A 24,964-nucleotide genomic window follows, 5' to 3' on the forward strand; every position below is an offset into this window, starting at 1 on the left:
GATCACTGCCAGAGGACGGCGCGGGTACGGCCGCCGGGGAGCTGCGCGGCGCCGACGACCTGACCGCGGTCGTTGATCGCCGCGGCGTGGCTCTCNCCGCCGCCGAGATCGCCGAGACCGGTCATCCGGCCGTCGCACCAGCGGAAGCCGTAGCGGTGGCCGTCGGCGGTGGTGCTGTCACCGATCACGTCCCCACGGTCGTTGATCGCGATGGGCACGCTGGTCGTGCCGCCGAGGGTCCCGAGGTCTCGCGGCCGCCCGAGGTCCCAGCGCACACCGTGGCCGGGCTGGCCGCCGGCGTCGGACGTCTGCCCGACGACCTGCCCGGCGTCGTTGACGGCCGTCGCCTCACTGGTGCGGTCGGGCAGGGCGGCGCCGAGGTCGATCAGGCGCCGGCCGAGCCACACGACCGCGTGACGGGAGCCGGTGGCGGTGTCCGCCCAGCCGACGATGTCCCCGCGGTTGTTGATGTCCGTCGCCCAGGCCGCGCCCCCACCGGGCAGCGTGGGCAGCGCGTCGAGCCGGCCGCCGGCCCAGCGGGCCACGCGGGCGTGGTTGCCGTCCGCGTCGCTGACCCGCACGGCGATCTGGCCGCCGTCGCTGATCGCCACGCCGTCGCTCGACGTTGCGGGCGGGGCGCCGAGGTCGATGGTCTGGCCGCGCCACCAGCGCACCGCGCGCCTGTTCCCGTCGGGCCCCGGCAGGGCGCCGACGACCTCACCGCGTTCGTTCTGGCCGCCGACCGGAAAGCCGGTGTCGACGGTGCCGCGCCCGGCGCCGAGCACGAACCCGGTGTTGAGCCTGTCCCGGTGCGGCACGAACCCGGCGATCTGATCATCATTGTTGATCTCGGACGGGCCGGGGGCGTCGTCCGGCAGCGCCGCCGACCGCCCCGCCGCCCAGCGGAAGCCGTGCAGGTCGTACGAGCCGCCGGAGGCGGTCCCGACGATCACCCCGCGGTCGTTGATCGCCGTCGCGGAGTGGTAGGGCAGGTCGGGCGCGAACCCGAGATCGACCGGCGCGACCGGTTGGTCGGATCCGCCGGCCACCGGCCGCGGCCCCGCCCGCTCGCCGGTCGCGGCCTGCGCCGCCGGCCCCGCCATCGGGATCGTCGCCAGCACCGCCGCAGCGGCGGAGGCCATGAGGGTACGCACCGAGCGCATCGTCGTCCTCTCCACGGGTCCCGGCCCCACCCCACGGCCGCATCGTCAGATGCGGGACAGTGTCCAGGGCGCTACGCGTCCGACCGTGGTTGACACTCCGTGATGACCTGTTGGCGGCGGCTGGTCAGTAGATGTCGCGCAGGTAGCGGCGGTCGGCGGTGAGCTGGCGGACGTAGGCGGCGGCGTCGTCGGCGTCGAGTCCGCCGTGCAGGGCGACGATCTCGCGCAGCGTGCGGTCGACGTCCGCGGCCATCCGGCTGGCGTCGCCGCAGACGTAGAGGTGGGCGCCGTCCTGCAACCACGACCACAGCCGGGCGCTGTGCTCGCGCATCCGGTCCTGGACGTAGACCTTCGACCGCTGGTCGCGGGAGAAGGCGACGTCCAGGCGGTGCAGCGTGCCGTCCGCCTGCAGCGCGGCGAGCTCCTCGGCGTAGTAGAAGTCGGTGGCCCGGCGCTGCTCGCCGAAGAACAGCCACGTCCGGCCGCGGGCACCGCGGGCGCGGCGGTCCTGCAGGAACGCGAGGAACGGGGCCACACCCGTCCCCGGTCCGATCATCACCAGCGGCGTGTCCGGGTCGGCCGGCGGACGGAAGTGGGCCGAGCGCTGCACGAACACCGGCACCGGCGCCTCACCGGGTCCGTCGGCGAGGAACGTCGAGCACACGCCCCCGCGGGCCCGGCCGCCCCGACCGTCGAACCGGACCACCGACACGGTCAGATGCACCTCGCCGGGATGGGCCAGCGGGCTCGACGAGATCGAGTACAGCCGGGGCTGCAGCCGCCGCAGCACCCCCGCCCACTCGGCCGCCCCGGCCCGCACGGGCAGCTCGGCGAGCACGTCCGCCGCCTGGCGTCCCCACGTCCATTGCGCGAGCGCGTCGGAGTTGTCCGGGCGCAGCAGGGTGTGCAGGTCGCGGTCACCGCTGCGCTCGGCGACGAACCGCAGCAACGCCGGAGTGATCCCCGTGATGTCCAGGTGGCTGCGCAGCGCCGTGGCGAACGGCATCTCGCCCACCCCGCTGACGGGCACGGGCTGGCCCGGGTCGGCACCGGTGCGCTCCAGCCACTCCGCGACGAGGTCGGCGCCGTTCACCGGCCAGACGCCGAGGGCGTCACCGACCTCGTAGGTCAGCGCGGTGCCGGCGGTGCGGAAGGCGAACCGCCGCACCTCCTTCGCTGAACCGGGCCGGCTGAGCAGCTCGTTGCCGATCAGCGGCGCGGCGGTCGGCGCGGTGCGGGAGGGCCGGCTTGCGACGGTGGCCGGCGCCGTGCCCGCCGGGTTCTCCGGGCCGGCGGGCCTCGCAGGGCCGGCCGGCTTCCTGGGGGCGCCGTGGTCCGCGGGGGCCAGCGCGGCGAGCACGGCGTGAAGCCAGCTCGCGGCGTCCTGCTCATAGTCCGGTTCGCAGTCTGTCCGGGGCACCAGTCGCACCGCGCCGAGCTCGCCGAGCCGCTCGTCGACGCGTCGGCCGTGGCCGCAGAAGTCGGCGTAGCTGGAGTCGCCGAAGGCGAGAACGGCGTAGCGCAGGTGCGGCAGGCGGGGCGCATCCGGCGCCGACAGCGACTCCAGTAAGTCGCCGCCGTTGTCCGGCGCCTCGCCGTCGCCGAAGGTGCTCGTGATGACGAGCAGGTCGCCGCCGTCGCGCAGCTCTTCGGGCGAGAACTCACCCATGGACCGCACCCGCGCCGTCCAACCGGCGGTGGTGAGCCGCTCGGCGGCGGTCGTGACGGCGAAGTCCTCGGCGGTGCCCGTCTGGGACGCCCACAGCACGGTGACCTCCCGCGTCCCCGGTCCCGTCCCGTCCTCCGCGTCGTCCACGGGGGCGAGCGGGGGCACGGAGGCGAGCGGGGGCACGGGGGTCCGGGAGAACGCCCCGGCGAGCGCGCCGTTGACCCACACCGCCTGCGCGGGGGAGAGGGGAGAACCGGGCGGCAGGACCGGAACCCCGCCCGGTGCCCCCGGGACCGCACCGCCCAGGGCGGCGACGAAACCCGCGAGGTAGCGCCGCTCGTCGTCGCCGAGGGCCGGCGCGGCGATTGCCCGCAGGCCGAACAGCTCCCCGAGCGTCTCCGCCGCGGTCGGCGTCTCCGCCGCGGTCGGCGTCTCCGCTGCGGTCGGCGTCTCCGCTGCGGTCGGCGCGGTTCGCGCGTCCGCGGGAGGGGCGCTCGCCGCGGGGAGATCGGCCGGCGCGGTGGGCGACGCGGCGGCGACCCGGATGAGGGAGACCGCGCAGACCTTCAGCTCCGGCTGGAACGAGATCGGGTCGACGGCGTCGGAGGTGACCGCGTTGACGCTGAGGTACTCGCCGAACAGGTCGTTCCAGTGGATCGGGGCGAAGCAGCTCCCGGGAAGCACCCGGTCGGTCACGACCGCCGGCAGCACCGCCCGTCCGCGCCGGGAGGCGACCTCGACCGCGTCGCCGTCGCCGATCCCGAGGGCCTCGGCGTCGCGCGGATGGATCTCGACGAACGGGCCCGGGTTGAGCCGGTTGAGCTTCGCGACCTTGCCGGTCTTGGTCAGGGTGTGCCACTGGTGTTGGACGCGGCCGGTGTTCAGCACGAACGGGAAGTCGTCGTCGGGCAGTTCGGCGGCGGGCAGGTGCGGACGCGGATGGAACACCGCCCGCCCCGACGGGGTCGCGAACGCCAGGCGCGGCCGTGTCCCGTCGGGCCGTTCGACGAGGCGCTGGCTGACCCCGTCGTTGCGGTACCGGACGGGGTTGCGCGCCGGGCCGTCCGCCGCCGCGGCCGGCCACTGCACCGGCGTCTCGCGCAGCCGGTCGTAGCTGACGCCGCGCAGGTCGTAGCCGGTCAGCGGGTTGTGGAAGGCCCGGATCTCCGCGAAGACCTCCTCGGCGTCGCGGTAGGTGAAGGCGTCGGCGTAGCCCATCTCGGCGGCGACCCGGGCGATGAGCCGCCAGTCCGCCATGGCCTGGCCGGGCGGGTCGGCGGCCTGCTGCACCAGGGTCAGGTTCCGTTCCGAATTGATCATGACGCCGGTGCTCTCGGCCCACATCGCGGCGGGCAGCAGCACGTCGGCGTAGGCGTTCGTCTCCGTCTCGGCGAACGCGTCCTGGGCGACGACGAACTCGGCCGCCTCCAGCCCCTCGATCACCGTGCGCCGGTTGGCGACCGAGGCCACCGGGTTCGTGCAGATGATCCAGCAGGCCCTGATCTCGCCGGCGGCCATCCGGGCGAACATGTCGACAGTGCCCCGCCCGGCGTCGGTGCGCAGCGTGCCCGCCGGCAGGCCCCACTGCTGCTCGACGAAGGCGCGGTCGTCCGCGGCCACCACCGAGCGCTGCCCCGGCAGGCCCGGACCCATGTAGCCCATCTCCCGCCCGCCCATCGCGTTCGGCTGGCCGGTCAGCGAGAACGGGCCCGCGCCCGGCCGGCAGATCGCCCCGGTCGCCAGGTGCAGGTTGCACAGCGCGTTGGTGTTCCAGGTGCCGTGGGTCGACTGGTTCAGGCCCATCGTCCACAGGCTCATCCACGCCCCGGCCGCGCCGATCCACTGCGCCGCCCGGCGGATGTCCGCCGCCGGGATGCCGGTGATCTCCGCGACCCGGTCCGGCGGGTAGTCCGCGAGGAACGCCGGCATCGCCGCCCAGCCCTCGGTGTGCTCGGCGATGAACGCCTCGTCGATGTGACCGCCGGTGACCAGCAGGTGGAGCAGGCCGTTGAGCAGCGCGAGGTCCGTGCCCGGGTTGATCTGGAGAAACAGGTCGGCCTTGGCGGCCGTCGCGGAGCGCCGGGGGTCGACGACGATGAGCCGGGCACCGGCCTTGACCCGGTCGAGCAGCCGCAGGAACAGGATCGGGTGACAGTCGGCCATGTTCGCGCCGATGACGAAGAACACCTCGGCGTGGTCGAAGTCCTCGTACGAGCCGGGCGGGCCGTCCGCGCCGAGCGACAGCTTGTAGCCGCTGCCAGCGCTGGCCATGCACAGCCGCGAGTTCGACTCGATCTGGTTGGTGCCGACGAACCCCTTCGCCAGCTTGTTCGCCAGGTACTGCGCCTCCAGCGACATCTGCCCCGAGACGTAGAACGCGACCGCGTCGGGGCCGTGGGTGTCGACGATCCGGCGCAGCTCCCGGGCGACCCGGCTGATGGCGGCGTCCACGTCGACCGCCGCCGGCTCGCCCTGCCGGTCGCCGCGCACGAGCGCGCTGGTCAGCCGGCCCGGCGCGGCCAGCATCTCCGCGCTGGTGGCGCCCTTGGTACACAGCCGGCCGCGGTTGGCCGGATGGTCGCGGTCGCCCGCGACCTTGACGACGCGGCGCCGGCCGTCGTCGCCTGTCTCGACGTCGAGCACCATCCCGCAGCCGACCCCGCAGTAGGAGCAGACCGACCGCACCTGACCTGCCATGTCCTGGCGGGTCGGGGCCGGATGGGCGGGTGCGGTCATGGGTGGTCCCCTCCCTGACCAGGGACAGCCGGGCGATGTCCGCACCGACTGTAGGAACGACCCGTTTCGCGGGCATCGCGCGCGCCGGCGGCGGCGGTAACGTCGCGCGCACCTCGGCTGCCAGCTCCATGTGAGACTTGGGGCGCCGGTGCCACGGCGTCCGTACGATGGGCCATCGTGGATCTCGAAGCTGACCGGGTGGCCCACCTGCTCGCCGCGCAGGCCCGCGCGGCGGAGCTGTTCGACGAGGTTGCCGTGCGGGGCCTGATCACCCCCGGCCGCGGGGAACGTGAGGTCAGTGACCAGATCCGCGACCTCGCCCACGAGATGTTCGGCGTCGAGCGGCACTGGCACAAACGGATCGTCCGGGCCGGCCCGAACACCCTGTACCCCTACGCCGACAACCCGCCCGACCGGCCGATCGGCGCCGACGACATCGTCTTCTGCGACTTCGGGCCGGTCTTCGACGGCTGGGAGGCCGACTTCGGCCGCACCTTCGTCCTCGGCGACGACCCGGTCAAGCACCGGCTGCTCGCCGACCTACCGCGGATCTTCGATGCCGGCCGCCGGTACTTCGAGGCCCGCCCGGACATCACCGGCGCCGAGCTGTACGCCGCCGTCAGCCAGCTCGCCGCCGACGCCGGCTGGGCCTACGGCGGCCCGCTCGCCGGCCACCTCATCGGCGAGTTCCCGCACGCCCGCATCCCCGGCAACAAGATCGACTACTACGTCACCCCCGGTAGCGACCAGCCGATGCGGCGGGTCGACGTCGACGGCCGGCCCTGCCGCTGGATCCTGGAGATCCACCTCGTCGACCGTGCCGCCGGTTTCGGCGGCTTCCACGAGGAACTCCTCGACGTCGGCCACCGCTGACGCCGCTCCGTAGCCCGAGTGGCTGCAAGTCGATTACGAGCCGCACACCGAGCGTCCCGCCTGATCCGAACCTCGGCGATCATGGTGTCCGTGGAACCGCACCAACTTGTCGGGCTCTTGCTCCCACTCTTGCAATCTTAGTATTTCGCGAGACAGTACCTCGCTCCAACTCTGATCTTGCTGTCGGGGCCGACGCTCCGCGCTCCGCGCCGATCTTACCTGTTTGTCGTTGGGGCCGCGGGGGAGAGCGGTGCTGTTCGGCCCGCGGTCGGGGATCCCCCGCAAGCGGCCGGTGGTGCCGATGGATCGGATCCGGCTCCCCCTATCTGTCGGCACGGCGGACATCTCCTTCGGATCGGCGCGGCGCATGCCGAAGGTACTCATGCATCGAGAGCCTGCCTTCTACTAGCCCCGCGTGCCGGTCTCGGTGGCCACCGTGCCGCACGCGCCGCACGCCACGCCGATATCCGACGTGATGCACCACTGTCGGCAAATCCGGTAGAAGATGTTGCGTTATGTCGGGGGTTGATGACGGCACGGTTGGGTGGGACTTCTTTATCTCCTACACCGCTGCTGATCGGCGGTGGGCAGAGTGGATGGCCTGGCAGTTGGAGGCCGCAGACTACCGAGTGCTGATTCAGGCGTGGGACTTCGTACCTGGATCCGACTGGCGAGTCAAGATGGAACAGGGTGTCACTCGCGCGACGCGGACGATCGCGGTCCTCTCGGAGTCTTATCTTGCGTCGGTCTATGGAGGCGAGGAGTGGAGGGCTGCGCGCGCCGCCGATCCGGAAGGACTTATCCGGAAGTTGCTGCCCGTCAGGATCGACGACTGTGATCGTCCGGGTACGCTGGCGACGGTTGTGTCGATCGACTTGTTCGATCTTCCTGCCGACGTGGCCCGGCTACGTTTTCTTGCGGCTGTAAACGCTTCGTTGAAAGGTCGGGTGAAACCGGATACCGAGCCTGCCTTCCCGCGGCGTGATGTGTCGAACGCGCCACCATCTTTTCCTGACCCACTTTCGGTTGCGCAAGAGTCTATGCCAAGGCTGATCTTTAGACCTCTTGCCGGCCATGTCGGAGGAGTGTGGTCGGTGGCGTTTGCGCCGGACGGGAGAACATTAGCCACCGCCAGTAGAGATGAGATGGTGAGACTGTGGGATGTGGCTGACCCGAGTCAAGCGCGTGCCCTTGGTGATCCTCTCTTTGGCCATACTGATTGGGTGTCGTCGGTGGCGTTTGCGCCGGACGGTCGGACTCTGGCCTCTGCCGGCGACGATGAGACGGTGCGGCTGTGGGATGTGGCTGATCCGACTCGGCCACGTTCTTTGGGAAAGCCCCTCTTTGGCCACTCCGGTGGTGTGTGGTCGGTGGCGTTTGCGCCGGATGGGCGGACTCTGGCTTCCGCCAGCGACGATAGGTGTGTTGCGCTTTGGGATGTTGCCGACCTGAGTCGCCCGCGCAGGCTCGGTGCTCTTCTCACCGGTCACACCGACGGAGTGTTGTCGGTGGCGTTTTCGCCAGACGGACGGACTCTTGCCACCGCCAGTGACGATAGTACGGTGCGGCTGTGGGCGATCAAGGGTGAGAAGGATCAAGACGGCCAGCCTGACCATAGCTGATACAGGCAGGGGTCCTGCCCGATCAGGCGTCGGACGGCTGGGGGCTCGGAGGAAGGCCGCTTTATGGTCAGCCGGCCTGGCGGTCGGCTCGGTACTGGGCGGCCTGGGTGAGCAGGATGGTCTGCAGACGGCGCACCGCGGCGGGCAGGTGGCGGGTCCGGCGGCGTTGGACGACGAGGATGACCGTGGCGTCGTCGGTCTCGAGCGGGCGATAGGTGATCAGGCCGGCGCGTTCCAACGGGTCGCCCGCGATGCTGTAGTCGGGCAGGACGGTCACGCCCAGGCCCTGGGCGACCATGAGCTTGCCCATCTCCGCGCCGTCGGTCGAATAGGACAGCGCCGGGTTGGCGTCGCGGAACAGCCGGTGCACATAGCGGTGCATCAGGTAGCCCGAGCGCATCGCGATGAACGGCTCGGACAGCAACTGCGCCGGTCGGATGCTGGTGTGGCGCGCCAGCGGGCTGTCGGTTCGGCAGCACAGCACGGCGCGGCCGCGGAACAGCTCGGCGGTCTCCAGGTCGGGGGCGACGTCGTCGCCGTCCATCAGGTTGACCAGGCCGAGATCGAGCCCGCCGTCGAGCAGCAGCCGGTGGATGTCGGCCTGCTGGGTGTTGACGACCTCGACCTGGGTGTTCGGCTGGGCGGCGCGGAACTCGATCAGGGCGGGGGCGAGCAACGGCACCGTGGCGGCGTTCACTGTCCCGATCCGGATCATGCGGCTGGAGCGATGCTGGTCGTCGGCGGCGGCGCGCAGCCGGTCAACCGACTCCAACACGTCGGTGATGTAGGGCAGCAGCTCGCCGCCGGTCGCGCTGATCGTCGCGCCGGTGCGGCGGCGGTCGAGCAGGGTCAGGCCGAGCTCGCGTTCCAGGTTGCGGATGGTTTCACTCAGCGCCGGCTGGGACAGGTGCAACGCCTCGCTCGCGGCCCGCATCGACCCGAGGCGGACGACCGCGGCGAGGCACTCGAGCTGTTCGATCCGCACCGCAGCAGCCTTCCTGCCCGGACGGTGCAAGGGCCGCCCTATCGCACCCTCGCCGAGCCCTGATTGACCGGTCCGGACGGCGCGGTCAGACTGGTCACCATGTCGATGGGCATTATAGGGATCGCCGGGCAGCACCGGCCGTCCGTCGATGCGGGCGCTGGTCGTGCCACCCTGGCCCGGCGTGCCTGTCGCCGGGCCGAGCCCTGTTGCCGGTCCGGACGATGTGGGGCCCGCCCCGCCGCCTGACCGACGGCACCGGCACCGGCCGCGGTCGGGTCAGTAACACCGCGCCGGCCTCGCCGGCTCGCCCTTCTCCGGGGCCGCTGCATTCTGCGTAGTGCCAGCATTCCCGTGCTCCGCATTCCCGTACCACCGGCATTGCGCCGTACCGCTGGTATTGCGCCGTACCGCTGGTATTTCGCGGTGCCGCCAGTGTTGCGCCGTGGCGAGATCACCGTGTTGGGGTAACGCCGTCCTGGGACTCTGCGTTTCAGCAGCACTGGGACTCGCCGTCATTCGTATTCGTCCTGCCGTCTGTTCGTTCTGTCGCCATGGAGGTACTACCCGATGTCAGATGACGTCGACGTCGGTCACGAGCCGATCAAGTTCGCCTACTGGGTGCCGAACGTCAGCGGCGGCCTGGTGGTCAGCAGGATCGAGCAGCGCACCGACTGGAGTTACGACTACAACCGGCGCCTCGCCGTGCTCGCCGAGAACAACGGGTTCGACTACGCGCTCAGCCAGGTCCGCTACATCGCGTCCTACGGCGCCGCCTACCAGCACGAGTCGACCGGCTTCAGCCTGGCGTTGCTGCTGGCGACCGAGCGGCTGAAGGTGATCGCCGCGATTCACCCGGGGCTGTGGCATCCGGGTGTGCTGGCCAAGTTCATCGCCACCGCCGACCAGCTCTCCGGCGGCCGGGCCGCCGTCAACGTCGTCAGCGGCTGGTTCAAGGACGAGTTCACCAAGCTCGGCGAGCCCTGGCTGGAGCATGACGAGCGGTACCGGCGCAGCGAGGAGTTCATCCGCTACCTGCGCGAGATCTGGACCGACGACCACGCCGAGTTCCGTGGTGACTTCTACCGCCTGCACGACTTCGACCTCAAGCCCAAGCCGGTGGCGGCCCTCGACCGGCCGCATCCGGAGATCTTCCAGGGCGGCAACTCCACCGCCGCGCGGGCGATGGCGGGCCGGGTGTCGGACTGGTACTTCAGCAACGGCCGCGACCTCGACGGCGTCAGCGAGCAGATCGCCGAGGTCGGCGCCGAGGCGGCCCGCCACGGCCGGCGCGTCCGGTTCGGCCTCAACGGATTCCTCATCGCCCGCGACACCGAGACCGAGGCCCGCGAGGTGCTCCGCGAGATCATCGCCAAGGCGGACCGGGAGGCCGTCGAGGGCTTCGGCTCCGCGGTGAAGCAGGCAGGCCGGTCCACCTCGGACGGCAAGGGCATGTGGCAGGACTCGGAGTTCGCCGACCTGGTCCAGTACAACGACGGCTTCCGCACCGGCCTCGTCGGCACGCCCGAGCAGATCGCCGAGCGCATCGTCGCCTACCGCCGCCGCGGCGTCGACCTGCTGCTGCTCGGTTTCCTGCACTACCTGGAGGACGTCGAGTACTTCGGCCGCCGCATCCTGCCGCTCGTGCGGGAGCTGGAGGCCGACGCCGCCGAACGCGGCGAGCTGGTCCGGGGAGCCTCCTGACGATGCCCGCCGACCGCCCGCACGCGGCCCACCGGCGGTTGGTCCGGCGGCGCCACGTCGACTACCGCCGCACGGGCAGCGCCCAGTGTCCGTGACCAGCCTCCGCCTCCGGGGTGCACGCGCACCACCACGTACGTGTCCATCTCCCTCATCGAGGAGCCCTGCATGTCTCTTGACGCCGACCGGCGACCGTCCCCAACCGCAGCCACGACCGCGACCGCCGCCACCGCGACCGCCACCACGACGACCGCCGCCACGACCGCCGACGACAACGCGGCGCGTTTCACCGCGGCGCTGGCCCGTGCCGATCTCGTCGCCGCCGAACTGCGCGCGACCGCCGCGGAGCGTGACCGCGCCAACCGCACCCCGCGCGCCGAGGTCGAACTGCTGCGCCGCCACGACCTGCTCGCCGTCCAGGAGCCCGTCGCCTACGGCGGCGACGGCCTTGACTACGCCCAGGCCTCCCAGCTCACTCGCCGCATCGCCCGCGGCGACACGTCCATCGCCCACCTGCTCGGCTACCACTACGCCCAGACCCGCATCGCTCCGCTGTTCGGCACGCCGGAGCAGGCCGACGCCCAGTCGCGGCGCAACGGCGCCGAGAAGCTGTTCTGGGGCGGCGTGCAGAACCCGCGCGGCGGCTCCGACCTGGTGCTGACCCGCGACGGCGACGCCTTCCGGCTGACCGGCCGGCGTTCGTTCGCCTCGGGGGCGAGCCTCGGCGACCAGTTGTCCGTCACCGCCGCGCTCGACGGCGAGCTCGTGTTCGTCTCGCTGCCCGCCGGGCGTGAGGGCTTCCAGGCCCTGCAGGACTGGGACAACATCGGCCAGCGGCTCACCGACTCCGGCGGCGTCGTGTTCGACAACGCCCGCATCGAACGCGCCGAGCTGCTCGGCGACGACCCGCTCACCGGCCGCACCCTGTCGCCCTACCAGACGCTGGTCACGCCGCACTGGCAGCTCGCGTTCGTCAACTTCTACATCGGCACCGCCGAGGGCGCGCTGGAGGAGGCACTCGACTGGACCCGCCTGCACGCCGCGCCGTGGGAGACCGCCGGCGTCGAGCGGGCCACCGACGACGCCTACATCCTGCAGACCGTCGGGGAGCTGCGCAGTGAGATCCGTGCCGCCGCCCTGCTGGCCGACCGGGCGGGTGCGGCGTTGCAGGACGCCCTGAACGTCGGCCCGGAGCTGACCGCGGACGAACGGGCCGAGGCGGCGATCGCCGTCTACGAGGCGAAGTACCTGACGACGAAGGTGTCGCTGGCGGCGGCGAGCCGGCTGTTCGAGATCCAGGGCTCGCGGGCGACGACCAGCGCCTACGGCTTCGACCGGCACTGGCGCAACCTGCGCACCCACACCGTCCACGACCCGGTGGCCTACAAGGCGCGCGAGGTCGGCGACTGGACGCTCAACCGCCGCGCCCCGGAGTTCTCGCTCTACCGCTGACCGGTCCGACCGTCCAGGGCTGCCCCTCGACCTCAGGGCTGCCCCTCGACCTCAGGAGTGCCGACGTGTCCGATCGTCCGTCCGCCGCCGCGACCGCGCCGGCCGTCGACCGTCCAGCCGCGGTGCTGCGTTCGGACGCCGAGGCGGTCGAGGTCGCGGGCTCGCTCGCGGCACGGTTCGCGGCGGGCGCCGCCACGCGGGACGCCGAGCGGCGGCTGCCCGCCGTCGAGGTCGAGGAGCTGTCCAGCTCGGGGCTGCTCGGCATCACCGTGCCGGCCCGTTTCGGCGGCGCGGACGTGGCGGTGGCGACGCTGGCCGAGGTGTTCCGGCTGCTCGCCACCGCCGACGCGAGCCTCGCCCAGATCCCGCACAGCCACTTCGTCTTCCTCGACGCCCTGCGCCGCCAGGGTGACACCCACCAGCAGGCCTTCTACTTCGCCCAGGCGCTTGCCGGACGGCGCTTCGCCAACGCGCAGACCGAGCGCGGCGGGCGGACCATCGCCGACGACGCCACCACGCTGCGCCGCGGCCCCGCCGGCGGCTACCTGCTCACCGGGGAGAAGTTCTACTGCACCGGCGCACTGTTCGCCCACTGGCTGGTTGTGCGCGCGGTCCTCGCCGACACCCCGGCGCGCCCCGACGGCTCGCCGGTCAAGGTGCTGGCCTACCTTCCCCGGGACGCCGCTGGCGTGCAGGTCGTCGACGACTGGGACGGCCTGGGCCAGCGCACCACGGCCAGCGGCACCGTCCGTCTCGACGAGGTGGCGGTCGAGGCCCGCCAGGTCGTCCCGTTCTCGTCGCTGTTCGACGGGCCGACGACGTACGGTGCCCGCGCGCAGGTCCTGCACGCCGCGCTGGACACCGGCATCGCCCGCGGCGCGCTCGACGCCGCCGTCGCGCAGGTCGCCACGGCCCGGCCGTGGTTCGAAAGCGGCGCGGCGCGGGCCGCCGACGATCCGCTGCTCGTCCAGCAGGCCGGTGAGCTGGAGATCGAGGTGCGAGCGGCGGAGGCGCTGCTGCGCGAGGCGGCGGCGGCCATCGACGCCGCCGAGCTCGACCCGACCGACGAGGCCACCGCGCGGGCGTCCGTCGCCACCGCCGTGGCCAAGGTCGCCGGCGCCCGGGCCGCGGTGCGCGCCGCGTCGGAGCTGTTCGAGCTCGGCGGCACCCGTGCGGCCGCCGGCGCGCTGAACCTCGCCCGCCACTGGCGCGACGGTCGTACCCACACCCTGCACGACCCGAGCCGCTGGAAGGTCCAGCACATCGGCCGCTGGCTGCTGTCCGGCACCCCGCCGCCCCGCCACGGCCAGCTCTGAACGCCCCGCCCGGCGTGCCCCCGCCGGACTCGCGATCCCTGGAGGTGTCCGCACATGACGCTGCGGCTGCACTGGTTCCTGCCCACCTACGGCGACTCGCGCTTCATCGTCGGCGGGGGTCACGGACTGCCCGCGGGGGTCGCGGCCGGCGACCGGCGGTCCACCATCGGCTACCTGTCGTCGATCGCGCGCGCCGCCGAGGAGTTCGGGTTCGCCGGCGCGCTCACCCCGACCGGGGCGTGGTGTCAGGACGCCTGGCTGACGACGGCGATGCTGGCCCGCGAGTCCGAGCGGCTGGCGTTCCTCATCGCGTTCCGGCCGGGCCTGCTGAGTCCGACGCTCGCCGCCCAGATGGCCGCCACGTTCAGCGCGCACGCCCCCGGCCGGTTGCTGCTCAACGTCGTGACCGGCGGGGAGGCCCACGAGCAGCGCGCCTACGGCGACCCTCTCGACAAGGAGGCCCGCTACGCCCGCTGCGACGAGTTCCTCGCCGTCGTGCGCCGGCTGTGGGCGGGGGAGACCGTCACCCACCGCGGCACCCACCTCGACGTCGAGGCCGCCCGACTGCCCACCCTGCCCGACCCCGTCCCGCCGCTGTACTTCGGCGGTTCCTCGTCCGCAGCCGGCCCCGTCGCCGCGACCCACGCGGACGTGTACCTGACCTGGGGCGAGCCGCTGGCCGCCGTCACCGAGAAGATCGCCTGGATCCGACGGCTCGCCGCGGAGCGCGGCCGCACCCTCCGCTTCGGCATCCGGCTGCACGTCATCACCCGCGACAGTGCCGAGGACGCCTGGCGGGAGGCCCGCCGCCTGCTCGACGCCCTCGGCGAGGACGTCGTCACCGCCGCGCAGGCCAGCCTGGCCCGCAGCGAATCCATCGGCCAGTCGCGGATGCTGGCCCTACACGCCCGCCACCGCGCCGACGGAAGCTGGCGCGACCCGCGTGCCCTGGAGATCGCCCCGAACCTGTGGGCCGGAGTCGGGCTGGTGCGCGGCGGCGCGGGCACCGCGCTGGTCGGCAGCCACGCCGAGGTGGCCGAACGGATCGCCGAGTACGCCGCGCTGGGCATCGACGAGTTCGTCTTCTCCGGCTATCCCCATCTGGAGGAGCTGTACTGGTTCGGCGAGGGCGTCCTGCCGCAGCTCGCCCGCGCCGGCCTGTTCGCTCCCGCTGCGGCACCGGCTCCCGCGTCCATTGCCTCCGCCGACACCGGTAACCGCCCCTTCCTCCCCGCCGCCGCCCACTGATCGCCACCGGTCCTCACGCCCGGCCGGCGCGGGCCGCTCCGGGCACGGTCAGAGGGGACGGCAGGCCTGGGTGAGAGTCCAGCCGGCGGCGGGTTCGGCGGGGACGCGACGGTGCAGCAGGGTGGCGGTCAGCGGGGCGACGTCGATGCGCCAGAACACCTCCGGCGGGCAGCGCAGCACGAGGAGCAGCGCCGCGCGGACCACCGCCGGATGGGTCACCGCGATGACATTGCCCGTGATGACATTGCCCGTGATGACATTTCCCGCAGTGACATTGCCCGCAGTGACATTCCCCGGTTCGCCGCCCAACCGCGCGAGCCAGCCACCGACCCGGTCGAGCAGGTCCAGCCGCGACTCGCCGCCCGGCGGCGTCATCGCCGGGTCCTCATGCCACCGCCGCAGGCTGTCCAGGGGCACCTCGTCCAGCCCGCGGCCCCGCCAGTCACCCACGTCCAGGTCCCGCAGCGCGGCTTCGATGCCCGCTGCGGGCACGGTCCCGCTCCCGTCGACGTCCGCGGGCGGGTCGGCGCCGGGAAGGGCTAGCGCCTGAGCGGTCTGCCGGGCGCGGGCGGAACCGTCGGTGAGCACCCGCGCCCGGCCGGGCAGCACGCCGCCCGCCACGGCCTGGGCCGCGAGCGCGGCGCGGCGCCGGCCATCGGGGTCGAGGTCCTCGTCGACCGGGAATCGGGCGGCCCGCAGCGCCGACGTCGGTGCCGCGCTCACCAGCGCCAGCCGCAAGGTTGCGCCACCTGTCACCGAGAATTCCGGAGGATGCCCCGGCCTTCAGGCCGGGGAGGAATCCGGCTCCCCGCACCCGCACCCGCAGAGCGGGGTAGGGATAGGCGATGCACCATCAGGTGAACTGCTGTGCGAACGCGGCCTGTGACAGGTGGATGATTTTCCTGTTCGGGGAATAGTCGTCTTCTTTGATGGTTTCGGTGATGTGGGGGTGCGGGTCGCCCGGGAATCTCAGGACCTTCTTCTCCGCGGTCCCGGTGGGTTGGGATCGGTTGATGTCGAGGTTCCGGCTGTATCCCGACGTGGCACAGGAAGAGGCTCTTCTGGTGCATTGTGGGCATGCGCGGTTCGTGTGGAACCTGTGTGTGGAGCAGCAGCCGTGGTGGAACCCGCGGTGTGGCCCCGCTCCCGGTTACGCCGAGTGGAACCGGCAGTTGACCGCGGCGCGGGGCGCGTGTGACTGGCTGGCTGCTGGGAGTGTGATCGTGTAGCAGCAGGCGTTGCGGGATTTTGCCGCCGCGAGGGCGAACTTTTTCGGTGGTTCGCATCGGCGGCCGACGTGGCGTCGGCGCGGGCGGGGTGAGGGGTTCCGGATCGTCGCGGTCAGGTCGGGTGATGTGCGGCAGGTCAACCGCCGCTGGTCGCAGGTGCGGATCCCCAAGGTGGGCTGGGTCAGGTTTCGCCGTAGCCGCACCGTTCCGGATGCCAGGTCCTACCGGATCACGCGGGATCGTGCGGGTCGCTGGCATGTCGCGTTCGCCGCGGTGCCCGACCCGATTGGCGCCCCGGGGACCGGTGGGGTCGTCGGGGTCGACCGGGGTGTGGCGGTGTCGGCGGCGTTGAGCACCGGGGAGTTGCTGCGCTGCCCCGGGCTGCGCCCCGGTGAGGCGGCCCGACTGGTCCGGTTGCAGCGTCGCCTCGCCCGAGCCAGACGGGGATCGAAGCGGCGGGCCCGGTTGGTCGGGCAGATCGCCCGGGTGCAAGCCCGGGAGGTCGACCGGCGTAAGGACTGGGTCGAGAAGATCAATCCTGCGTGGACGTCGCAGACCTGCAACACCTGCGGGACCCGGGATCGGGCGGCGCGGGAGAGTCAAGCCGTCTGCCGCTGCCGCTGCCGGGGCTGCGGGCAGCAGGCGCACGCGGACGTGAACGCGGCACGCAACAGCGTCCTGGGGCATCAGTGGGCAACCACGTGGGTGACTGCGCGGGGAGGCGACGCCAACAGGCGGCCTGCGAACCGCGAACCCCAACACTGCACACATCCTCTCCTGGCGGACGGGTAGATGTTGGAATCCCCCGCGTTCACGCCGAGGAGGATGTCAATCGGCCGCCGCGCGCACCGGTGACGGTAGCCTGAGGAACACCGCCAGGTCACGGGAGGTCGAGGTCGACGCCGACCAGGGAAACGATGCGGTGGACAGGCCGTGGAGCGAAAAATGGTCACGGACCGGTGGTTACACCGTCGCGTATCCCGACGCGGGCACAGCCGTCGCGACGGCAGCCGACGACGAGTCGCCGGACCTGCCGGCGCAACCGTCGGACTCGTTGGACTCGCCGGAGCGAGTCACCGCGACCCGTCGGACCCGCACCACCCGGCGCTGGCGCCCCGGTCGCCGTGCCGGGATCGTGTTCATCGTCCTGGTGGCGCTCGTCGCGCAGTTCCTCGTCGCCGACCGAGTCGCCGTCGCGTTCGCGAAACGGGAGATGGCCAGCCAGATCCGCAGCGGCGCCCTGGCCGACCTGCCGTGTGACACCCCCCCGCCGACGGTTTCCGACGTCAGCATCGGCGGCTTCCCGTTCCTCACCCAGGTGCTGACCGGATCATTCTCCGACGTCGGCATGACCATGACCGGCCTGCCCACGACCGGCCCCCGCATCGAGCGGATCAGCGCACACGTCCGCGGCGTCCACGTCCCGATCTTCAGGCTCGCCACCGGCGGCGACGGCACCATCCGCATCGACGACATGAGGGCGGCGGTCCACATGACGTACGCCGACCTGAACGCCTTCCTCCGCACCCAGCCCGGCCGGGTGCACATCACCCCGGTCGACGGTGGGCGCCGCCTGGAGATCACCGCGACCGCGAACCTCCCGCTGCTCGGTGACCAGCAGGTCGGCGGCGTGACCACCTTCGCCGTCCACGACAACAAGGTCACGCTGGTGCCGTCGGAGATCTCGCTGAGCGGACTGTTCAACCTGACGCTCCCGCTCGGCAACCTCGGCAGCTACGTGCCGCAGATCCCGATTCCCGTCGGTGACCTGCCCTTCAAGCTGACCGTCACCAACGCCTCGACCGACGCCACGGGTCTGTCGCTCGCCGCGACCGCGACGAACATCGAAGTCTCGACGGCCGACCAGAAGCCCTGCCGCCCCACCGGCAGCTGACCCCTGGGCGAGTCGGACCACCGCGGTCAGGTGTTGAAGGGGGAACGGTCGGGGGCCTCGGCGTGGCGCGGTCGGGGGGAACGCGGTCGGGTGGCCCGGTGTGGGGAGCGGCGGGCGCCGTCACGGGAATGGCCGCCATCGTGGGCCTGATCGGTCTCCTGGCTGTGTCGGCCCTCGCGGGAATGGCCACCGTCGGTCGGGTGAGTTCCCTCCCGGCGGCGGCCGGTGGACCGCGCCGGCAACTCCGCCCGCGCGGATCCCGCGGACACCGCGGGCTCGGATCCTGGCCGTTCGGACGAGTCCTGCGGCGCCTGCTGGGCCGTCTCCGCTCCCGCGCCCGGGGCGGTGCCGGGCGCGGCGGCACGCGCGTCGCCGGGGTCCTCGCGCCCGTCGATGGCGCGCCCGTCGGTGGTGCTGCTGACGTCGGTGCTGCTGGTGTCGGTGCTGCTGACGTCGGCTGTCGGGGAGGGCAGGTGCGGGCGGCGTCCGGGGAACGAGGGCCGGGGGAGCAGGGCCTCGGCGCGCAGGGCGGCGAACAGGACGCGGGGAAGGTCGCGGGTGGTCGGGTAGCAGCCGTAGCGGGGCTGCCAGTCAGGGTCGAACTTGGCGTTGAAGCGGTAGATCGACTCGATCCGGAACCTGCGGGACGCCGCGAGCAGCAACCCGCGCCACAGCCGCAGTGCGGGGGTCGCGCCCAGCCGTTCCCCGTGGGCCAGGGCGGCGCGGAAGGGGGCGAAGGTCAGCGACACCCGGGTGACGCCCAGCCGGTCGGCCTCGCGCAGCAGGGCCACGACCATGAACTCGGTCAGCCCGTTCGCGGCGGTCCGGTCGCGGCGCACGGCGTCCAGGGACAGGCCGCCCGGCCCCCAGGGCAGGAAGGTCAGCAGGCCGCGCAGCCGGCCGCCCTGGAACGCCCGGACGATCACGCAGTCGGCGTCCTCGGGCGCGCCGACGCGACCCAGCGCCATGGAGAAGCCGCGTTCGGTGCCGCAGGAACGCCAGGCCGCCGCCCGGTCCGCCAGCGCCGCCCGCTCGGCCGGATTCAGCTCCGTGGCCCGGTCGATCCGGGCGGTGTAGCCGGCGCGCTCGACCCGCGCCACCGCCTGCCGCACGCCACGCATCGCCCGCCCGTCCAGGCTGAACGCCGCGGTCCGCACGACCGCCTCGTCGCCGAGCTCCAGCACCCGCAGGCCCGCCCGCTGGTAGGCGCGCCCGCCGTCCGGCCCGCAGCCGAGCACCGCCGGAACCCAGGCGTGGGCGGCGGCGAGGTCGAGGAACGGACGGATCACCCCGGGCCACGCCTCCGGATCGCCGATCGGGTCGCCGGCGGCCAGCGCGACCCCGCCGACGACCCGGTAGCTGATCGCTGCCTTCCCCGACGGCGACCACAGCACGCTGCGGTCGCGGCGCAGCGCCACGTAGCCCAGCGAGTCCCGTCCGCCGTGGCGGGCCAGCAGCGCCCGCAGCGCGGTCTCGTCGGCCACGGTCAGCGCGGCGACCGGGGCGGCCGGGCGTAACGCGAGGTAGCCGGGGACGGCGACGGTGAGCGCGCCGAGGGCGAGCAGGACCGCCGCGACAAGGTCGCCGTCGCCCGGACCGAACCGAACCGGTCCGGTCACCCCGACGAGGCCCGCCAGCACGTGCTCCAGCCGCGCCGCGAGGCCGCCGCCGCCGTGGCGGAACCGGATGACGGAGAGCCCGACGATCAGGTCCGCGGTTCCCAGCGCGGCGAGAGCGCCGAGGGCCCGCCACCTGGTCCGTGGGTCACCGGCGGCCGGGAAGTGGCGCCGGGCGGCGACCAGGACGGCGAACGGGACGAGGTCGATGGCCGCGGGAACCACCGCGAGGCCGCGGGCGAGGTCCAGCAGCACGGCCGCGCCGGACAGCGCCACCGCCGCGCGCCAGGCCCGGCGCTTGCGCCGGCGCAGACCGTGGGCCAGACCGACGAGCAGCAGGCCTACGCCCACGCTGGTGCCGGTGGCGGCCTGCGTCACCACCCCGGGGATCAGCCGGCCGAGCCAGGTCCACCGGGTCGGCCGGTGGCTGATCGCGCCGATGACGTCGACGAGCCCGACGAGGGCGGTCAGCGTCGCGATCAGGGCAGGTCCGGGCAGGCGCCTGCCGGTCGGGGCGGTCGCCGCCGTCCCATTCTTGCGACGCGTCACGAGGTAGGCGCTCCAAGCTACGAACCGGGGTCATGGGCGGCCCGGGCGAGGTCCGGGACCGCCGGCACGGTACCTCCCCGGCGTACCTGGCGGTCCGGCGGTTCGCCAACTTTTGGGCGCGGCTACGGATCGTCGTCCCGCCGGCGGGCCGCGGCTGTGCACATGCGCGGAAAAGCCGGGTTGCCTGGCGAACGCGCTGCCGCATGACGACCGTCGCCAACGTCCGCCCGACAGATTCCCGTCGGGCATATCGAGGAGCGGGCTATCAGGGGACGAGAATGCTCTTTCCGACGGTGGTGCGATCCTCGGCGTTCCGGTGCGCGGCAGCCGCCTGCGACAGCGGCAGAACGCTGCCGATGATCGGCCGCAGCGCGTCGCCGCCACCCAGGGTGAACGCCTGTTTCCGCAGTTGGGTGAGCCGGTGCGCAGGCAGCGCAGGCGAGGCGAAGCCGATGACCGACACCCCCCGGTGGTGCACGGCGAGCGGGTCGAGGCGCGGTGGCTGCCCGCTGGTCGTCCCATAGATCACCATCCGGCCGTGCCCCGGCGTCAACAGGTCGAACGCCGCCCGCGAGGCCACTCCGCCGAGGCATTCGAACACCACCGAGACGCCACTGTCCGCGGCCTCGCCGACGCGCCGGTGCCAGTCCGGCGTGTCGTGGTCGATCGCGACGTCCGCGCCGAGCTCCCGGGCCAGCGCGAGTTTCCGTGCGCCCCGGGCGGTGGCGATCACCAGTGCGCCCGCGCGGGCGGCCAACTGCACCAGCAGGCTGCCCACACCGCTCGTCGCGGCCTCGACCAGCACCGTGTCCGCCGGGCCGAGGCCCGCCGCCGCCACCACACCCACCGCGGTCGAGCCCTGCCCGAACAGCGCGAGGGCCGTCGGGTCGTCGAATGCCTCGGGTCGCCGCAGCACCGAGGCCGCGGGCACCACGGCGAGCTCCGCGTAGCCACCGTGGGACGTCGCGCCGACGACGTGGCGACCGACAGCCTCCGGGTCGACGCCATGGCCGACGCCGACAACGGTGCCCGCGACCTCGAACCCCGGTGCGAAGGGCAGCGGCAGATCGGGCAGTGCGTCGCGCATCAGCCCGGCCCGGATCTGGACGTCAGCGAATCCGATCCCCGCGGCGGTGACCCGGACGAGCATCTCGCCGGGACCCGGCCGCGGATCGGCGATCTCCTCGACCCGCAGGACCTCGGGTGGACCATACTCGTGAAAGCGGACGGCCTGCATTGTTCATCTCCTCGCGTCCGGCTGTGTGCCGCCGACACCGCCTGATCGGGGCGGCGCGGACGCGAAGGTAACCCGTGAAACACTGGTTACTGCAAAGATAGTCGAACACCGCGAGGATACCGATGGAACCACTGAGCATGGAACCACTGAGCCCGGACATGTTCCACCCGGCCTGCCCCAGCGGCGCCATGCCGATCCGCATCGGCGACAAATGGGCGGCCATGGTCATCGTCTGCCTGGAGCAGGGCCCCCGCCGATTCTCCGAGCTCCGCGTGCCGATGCACGTCGCCACCCCCAAGGTGCTCACCCAGACCCTGCGGGCGCTCGAACGCGACGGCATGATCACTCGTACCATCCACGCGGAGGTACCCCCGCGGGTCGAGTACGAGCTGACGTCGCTGGGCCGTAGCCTTCTCGACCTCATCGCGGCCGGCCGCCGCTGGGCCGACGAACACCTGCCCAGCCTGCTTGCTGCCCGCAACAGCTACGCCGAACGCACGGGCGTCGTCGGTGGGGGCGGCTCGGTGTCGACCGGACCATGAGGCGCTGACGCCCGCCTCACGTGGCGGTTGCGCGGCGACCGATCCCCGTCGGGAGTGAACGCGACGGAAAAAGAATCGGCGTGACGGTGCCCGGCTGGTCGAGGGTGTGGTTGGCGGGCCCGTCGTCCTGGTCGGGGCTGGTGAGCAGGAGTTCGGCGGTGACGTATCCGAGCCGGCGGCCATCCCGGCCGCGGACGACGACGATTCCCCCAGGATCGCGGGCGAGGGTGCGCCTGACGGCGTCGAGCGGGGCGTCCGGAGGCACGAAGTCCGCCGGATGAATCAGGCCGGTGATTCGCTCGATCGACGGGGAGCCCTGCGTGGCGGCGAGCCGCTGCGCGAGGTCGGACAGGCGGATGACGCCGACGAGTTCGGAACCCGCCTCCACCGCGGCCACGTGGGCCTCGGCGGCGAAAATCCGTTCCAGCGCCGCATGCACGGTCGTTCCGGCGGTGATCACCGGAACGGGGACGTCGTTGCGCATGACGTCGGCGACCGTTCTCGCGGCGGGCCGACTGACGCGGTCGATCCGTCGGATCTGCTGATCGATCGGCTGGAGATCGCGGGCCGGCGGAACCAGCACAAAACGGGAGTCGAACGTACATGCCGCCCCAACGGCTGCCATCTCCTCCGCCCAAACGACGTGCATGGAAGGTCTGTCCGCGTGGGGTCGGAAGGAGCGTGCCCTGGATGCCCGTACCCGGAGTAGAGAAAATCCTTGGAGATCGACCGGAAGAAACGTCGCGGCAGAGTAACGGAACCACAGGCCGAGATCGTCGCGGACATCGGGACAGTGCTCCACCCCGCCGGGGTTGACCAGCCGTCCGGCCAGCGCCGCCTCGATCCAGGACGTCCACCGGGATGCCGGCAGAAGTTCCGGCGCGCCTTCCCTTTCTGGCCGCGGATGGCCGGCAGAGAGGAGTAGATCGTCCGGGCCGCCTGCGGCCGAGGTCTGCTCGGTCCGGTCCGGTGCGGTGAACTGCCCGCTTGTACCGCCTGTACCGCCTGTACCGCCGGGTCGGGGGGTGTCGGAGCCGGCCTCGGCGGTGACAGCGTCGGCAGCGCGGTCCGCCAGGAGGCGGGCGAGGTGGTCCTCGGCCTCGCCGACGCCGGCGTCGGCGGCAAGGCGAAGCAGTGGCTCGGCTGCATGGTCGTCGCCGGCCGCGAGATGTTCGAGTGCCTGGGCGTAGAGGGCGTCCTCGACGTCGAGGAGATCGGCGAGGCGCTGGATGCGGCGGCGTTCCCGCGGGTCCTCGTCGGCACCCTGCATGATCTCGGCGAAAGTCCGCCCGGAATCCCCGCCGGTCGGCTCTGCGGGGTCGGCAAGGGTCCTCAGCAGAGATTCGACGTCCATCAGATGGTGCCCTCCTCCCGAGTTTCCCCGGAGCTCTCCACGAACTTCTTCATGTTCTTCTTGGCGTCACTGCACTGCGACTTCACGGTGCCGACGGAGATCTGGAGCACCTCCGCCGTCTCGGCCTCGCTGAATCCCACCACGACCCGCAGCCAGAGCACCTGCCGTTGTCGCAGTGGAAGGCGGTGCACGAGCGCGAGCGCGGCCTGCCGGCCGTCCGGATCGACCGCCCCTTCCACCGGGTCTGGGAGTGCCTGAAGATAGTCGGCCGGATCACCGGGAAGTGATCGGTCGCGCCGCTCCTTCAGGAGCTTCCACGCCAGGCGGCTGGCGATGCGGTACCAGTAGGTCCGGACCATCTCCGGGCGGTCGAGACTCGCATACCTGCGGGCCACGATCAGGATGCTGTCCTGGATGACATCGTCGACGTCGGGTTCGGGGCAGCCGACGGAGAGCAGATACCCGCGAAGCCGGGCGGCGTTGTCGTCGAAGAGTTTCTCCACCTCACTCGGCCACACACTCGGAAAGGACAGGGCCCGAGATCGCTCGGGCAGGCCGCTCACCGCGGCGCTCCGGCTGCCTGCGGCGAAGCGTCGCCGCCGGGTTCGTGCGTCGTCGTCATCCTGCTGGGGCCTCCGTTCCCGCTGCTTCGCGGTTGTGCCACTGCCTGCACAGAGCACCGCGGAGCGGAGAAGGTTGGGCCGCGTCGAAAGAAATATTCGGAGACGTCGTAGTCAGATCATCCAACCACGCCTGGCCCGGGTCACCGGCGCGGCGCCCGAGCCAGGCATACGCACTGGTCAGATGGGCAAACCAGGAAGATTCGCGACCCACTCCCAGAAGCACCCGGCCGGATAGGCCGCGAAGGCGCCCGCGATTCCCGCGACGACGGCGCTGCCGACGAACCGGACGACCCGGCGCGTCAGCCGGAGCCCGCGACGTTCTGGCCGTTCTGGCCGAGCCGCCCGTTCTGGCTGAGCGGGCCGAGCGGGCCGGTGCGGCGGAACCTGCCTGACCGGAACGGCGGCCGTGGACGGGACTCGATGCTCCTGCGGACGCGGGGTGGTGACCGGGTGGGCAGCTGCCATGGGCGAGACCTCTCCAGGCGGGAACGGATGCCGGGCCTCGCCATGCCGGCATGCGGCGGTCCGGACGCGAGAACCCGGGAGCCGAACGGGCGCCATGTTCCTGCGGCGGGGTCAAAGGCGCCACCGGCTCCATTCCTACAGAGGACCCGCCGGCCCCGAAAGGTTGGGCCCGCGCTACGGCGCCAGCGCGTTCACGCTTCAGGAGAGTCCGCGCTGGGACCCGGATGCGATGTCACCTCTGTCAAGTTGCCCACGCCGGCATCCAGATCCTGGTTTGGCACCGCCTGGGTCGGATCGAGCGGAGGTGATGGTGGAGTGTGGCGAGCGCCCAATACCAGGAACTTAGGTTCTGATCGTGTAGGTTCGAGGGGTGCCGAGACGCGGTCAGGTGAAGGAGAAGCCCGAGGACCGGTTGGTGGACCGGGTCGGGCTGGNGGTGCTGGCGGCGCAGTTCCCGGACGCGCTGGTCGACCGGGTGGTCACCGAGACCGGTCGTCGCGAGAAGCGGACGCGGGACCTGCCCGCGGCGCTGATGGTCCGGTACGTGGTCGCGTTGGCGTTGTTCCCCTCGGATGGCTACGACGAGGTGATGCGGCAGGTGAAGGTCGCCGACGACTGGCTGGCAGACAGTGCCGGGCCGGTGAAGGTGCCGGCGACCACGGCGATCACGAAGGCGCGGGACCGGCTCGGGGT

The 24,964-nt window shown here is 72.3% G+C and carries 15 protein-coding genes and 3 pseudogenes; 10 read left to right on the forward strand and 8 right to left on the reverse strand.

The window, feature by feature from the left end; genetic code table 11:
- Window positions 1-96: 96 nt before the first annotated feature.
- Window positions 97-1,163, reverse strand: a pseudogene (locus FF36_RS40870) (hypothetical protein); the annotation flags it as partial.
- A gap of 124 nt (window positions 1,164-1,287) precedes the next feature.
- On the reverse strand, window positions 1,288-5,568 hold the full coding sequence (locus FF36_RS16155) for a bifunctional nitrate reductase/sulfite reductase flavoprotein subunit alpha (protein ID WP_044885904.1): 4,281 nt from the start codon (window positions 5,566-5,568) through the stop codon (window positions 1,288-1,290).
- Between the two features lie 177 nt (window positions 5,569-5,745).
- On the opposite strand from FF36_RS16155, the gene FF36_RS16160 reads away from it, so the two are divergent.
- Window positions 5,746-6,441 carry a M24 family metallopeptidase gene (locus tag FF36_RS16160; protein ID WP_095212182.1) on the forward strand — a complete coding sequence of 232 codons (696 nt, stop codon included), beginning with the start codon at window positions 5,746-5,748 and terminating at the stop codon, window positions 6,439-6,441.
- A gap of 515 nt (window positions 6,442-6,956) precedes the next feature.
- Window positions 6,957-8,063 (forward strand): toll/interleukin-1 receptor domain-containing protein, encoded by a 1,107-nt coding sequence (locus FF36_RS32880; RefSeq protein ID WP_082121961.1) that lies wholly within the window; start codon window positions 6,957-6,959, stop codon window positions 8,061-8,063.
- A 67-nt stretch (window positions 8,064-8,130) separates the two neighbouring features.
- Here FF36_RS32880 and FF36_RS16165 read toward each other — a convergent pair whose 3' ends face one another.
- The gene (locus tag FF36_RS16165) at window positions 8,131-9,048 is read right to left on the reverse strand and encodes a LysR family transcriptional regulator (RefSeq protein ID WP_044885906.1); all 918 of its coding nucleotides are present in this window, start codon (window positions 9,046-9,048) and stop codon (window positions 8,131-8,133) included.
- Between the two features lie 567 nt (window positions 9,049-9,615).
- Between FF36_RS16165 and sfnG the strand changes: the two genes are divergently transcribed.
- From sfnG to FF36_RS16185, 4 genes are all read left to right on the forward strand, one after another.
- The gene (gene sfnG / locus FF36_RS16170; protein WP_044885907.1) at window positions 9,616-10,749 is read left to right on the forward strand and encodes a dimethylsulfone monooxygenase SfnG; all 1,134 of its coding nucleotides are present in this window, start codon (window positions 9,616-9,618) and stop codon (window positions 10,747-10,749) included.
- Between the two features lie 165 nt (window positions 10,750-10,914).
- Window positions 10,915-12,198 (forward strand): acyl-CoA dehydrogenase family protein, encoded by a 1,284-nt coding sequence (locus FF36_RS16175; protein ID WP_052681160.1) that lies wholly within the window; start codon window positions 10,915-10,917, stop codon window positions 12,196-12,198.
- A gap of 65 nt (window positions 12,199-12,263) precedes the next feature.
- The gene (locus FF36_RS16180; RefSeq protein ID WP_082121962.1) at window positions 12,264-13,514 is read left to right on the forward strand and encodes an SfnB family sulfur acquisition oxidoreductase; all 1,251 of its coding nucleotides are present in this window, start codon (window positions 12,264-12,266) and stop codon (window positions 13,512-13,514) included.
- 54 nt (window positions 13,515-13,568) lie between these two features.
- Entirely contained in the window at window positions 13,569-14,762 is a 1,194-nt protein-coding gene (locus FF36_RS16185; RefSeq protein ID WP_044885908.1) for an LLM class flavin-dependent oxidoreductase, read from the forward strand.
- 48 nt (window positions 14,763-14,810) lie between these two features.
- Here FF36_RS16185 and FF36_RS16190 read toward each other — a convergent pair whose 3' ends face one another.
- Window positions 14,811-15,518, reverse strand: a complete 708-nt coding sequence (locus FF36_RS16190) for a histidine phosphatase family protein (RefSeq protein ID WP_044885909.1) — start codon at window positions 15,516-15,518, stop codon at window positions 14,811-14,813.
- A 257-nt stretch (window positions 15,519-15,775) separates the two neighbouring features.
- Between FF36_RS16190 and FF36_RS16195 the strand changes: the two are divergent.
- Together FF36_RS16195 and FF36_RS16200 are read left to right on the forward strand one after the other, a co-directional pair.
- A pseudogene (locus FF36_RS16195) lies at window positions 15,776-16,783 on the forward strand (RNA-guided endonuclease InsQ/TnpB family protein).
- 130 nt (window positions 16,784-16,913) lie between these two features.
- Window positions 16,914-17,885 (forward strand): LmeA family phospholipid-binding protein, encoded by a 972-nt coding sequence (locus FF36_RS16200; protein WP_242422548.1) that lies wholly within the window; start codon window positions 16,914-16,916, stop codon window positions 17,883-17,885.
- 26 nt (window positions 17,886-17,911) lie between these two features.
- On the opposite strand, the gene FF36_RS16205 is transcribed toward FF36_RS16200, so the two are convergent.
- Complete coding sequence (locus FF36_RS16205) at window positions 17,912-20,050, reverse strand: phosphatidylglycerol lysyltransferase domain-containing protein (protein ID WP_044885910.1); 2,139 nt, start codon at window positions 20,048-20,050, stop codon at window positions 17,912-17,914.
- Window positions 20,051-20,315: 265 nt separating this feature from the next.
- Complete coding sequence (locus FF36_RS16210; protein ID WP_044885911.1) at window positions 20,316-21,287, reverse strand: quinone oxidoreductase family protein; 972 nt, start codon at window positions 21,285-21,287, stop codon at window positions 20,316-20,318.
- A 122-nt stretch (window positions 21,288-21,409) separates the two neighbouring features.
- Here FF36_RS16210 and FF36_RS16215 point away from each other — a divergent pair, with 122 nt between their 5' ends.
- On the forward strand, window positions 21,410-21,829 hold the full coding sequence (locus tag FF36_RS16215) for a winged helix-turn-helix transcriptional regulator (RefSeq protein WP_236705980.1): 420 nt from the start codon (window positions 21,410-21,412) through the stop codon (window positions 21,827-21,829).
- A gap of 16 nt (window positions 21,830-21,845) precedes the next feature.
- On the opposite strand, the gene FF36_RS16220 is transcribed toward FF36_RS16215, so the two are convergent.
- Together FF36_RS16220 and FF36_RS16225 are read right to left on the reverse strand one after the other, a co-directional pair.
- A complete protein-coding gene (locus tag FF36_RS16220; RefSeq protein ID WP_044885913.1) occupies window positions 21,846-23,183 on the reverse strand; it encodes a CBS domain-containing protein in 1,338 nt (445 codons plus the stop codon).
- Entirely contained in the window at window positions 23,183-23,746 is a 564-nt protein-coding gene (locus FF36_RS16225) for an RNA polymerase sigma factor (protein WP_044885914.1), read from the reverse strand. Before FF36_RS16225 ends, FF36_RS16220 begins: the two co-directional genes overlap by 1 nt.
- Before the next feature lie 960 nt (window positions 23,747-24,706).
- Between FF36_RS16225 and FF36_RS16230 the strand changes: the two are divergent.
- Window positions 24,707-24,964 (forward strand): annotated as a pseudogene (locus FF36_RS16230) (transposase domain-containing protein); the annotation flags it as partial.

It is taken from the genome of Frankia torreyi (assembly GCF_000948395.1).
GTDB lineage: Bacteria > Actinomycetota > Actinomycetes > Frankiales > Frankiaceae > Frankia > Frankia torreyi.

Excerpts from the sequence above, each read along its gene's own strand:
- FF36_RS32880 (WP_082121961.1), top strand. The coding sequence starts at position 6,957 with ATGTCGGGGGTTGATGACGGCACGGTTGGGTGGGACTTCTTTATCTCC.
- FF36_RS16220 (WP_044885913.1), bottom strand. The coding sequence starts at position 23,183 with ATGGACGTCGAATCTCTGCTGAGGACCCTTGCCGACCCCGCAGAGCCG.
- FF36_RS16175 (WP_052681160.1), top strand. The coding sequence starts at position 10,915 with ATGTCTCTTGACGCCGACCGGCGACCGTCCCCAACCGCAGCCACGACC.
- sfnG (WP_044885907.1), top strand. The coding sequence starts at position 9,616 with ATGTCAGATGACGTCGACGTCGGTCACGAGCCGATCAAGTTCGCCTAC.
- FF36_RS16215 (WP_236705980.1), top strand. The coding sequence starts at position 21,410 with ATGGAACCACTGAGCATGGAACCACTGAGCCCGGACATGTTCCACCCG.
- FF36_RS16185 (WP_044885908.1), top strand. The coding sequence starts at position 13,569 with ATGACGCTGCGGCTGCACTGGTTCCTGCCCACCTACGGCGACTCGCGC.
- FF36_RS16155 (WP_044885904.1), bottom strand. The coding sequence starts at position 5,568 with ATGACCGCACCCGCCCATCCGGCCCCGACCCGCCAGGACATGGCAGGT.
- FF36_RS16210 (WP_044885911.1), bottom strand. The coding sequence starts at position 21,287 with ATGCAGGCCGTCCGCTTTCACGAGTATGGTCCACCCGAGGTCCTGCGG.